This is a genomic window from Vibrio sp. 2134-1, assembly GCF_033339495.1.
Window position 1 is genome coordinate 1 of sequence record NZ_JAWOUS010000729.1, and the last position, 577, is coordinate 577.

1 protein-coding gene is annotated in these 577 nt (G+C 48.9%); it reads right to left on the reverse strand.

Annotated features, from left to right (window positions below; all coding sequences use genetic code 11):
- On the reverse strand, positions 1 to 577 hold a 577-nt coding region (gene manA / locus R7R78_RS28220), incomplete at both ends, for a mannose-6-phosphate isomerase, class I (protein WP_225474863.1).

Genomic DNA, 577 nt, shown 5'->3' on the forward strand with positions numbered 1-577 from the left:
GCATGCAACGAGTTCTTTTACGTCCATATACTTCGGTGTTAAACCTGCGCGTAGTACGTTGTCTGAGTTCGCCATGATCTCAAGCCCCGTCCCTTTCAAGTACGCGTGTGGTGTTTCTGCATCCAAGAACATCGCTTCGCCTGGTTTCAGCGTGATAACGTTGAGTAGCAAGGGCGCAAACAAACCAATGTCGCCCGGGTATTGCGTTTCTAACTCCAAGATCAGGTTGAACAGAGGCAAGTCGGTGATGCGAGCTTGTGCCAATAGCACCGTCAACGCCATCTCTTTCTGTTCGCCTTCCAGTGACAATAGACCGGAGAAGAAGCTCGCCAATCCTTTGGAAGTTTGATTGTCGATAAGGTCATCCACCAAGCCTTGCAGCTCAGGAATCGCCAGCTCAGAGAAGAAGCTGATGATTTCACTTGTTGGGCGGAAGCCATTCATCGCTTGGTATTCGGTTAGCGCGTAAACCAATTCTGGTTTGTGGTTTGGATCTTTGTAGTTACGATGGCTCGCGTTTAGTGGAATGCCAGCACGTTGCTCTTTTTCGAAACCTATTTCGGCATCTTGTTTGCTT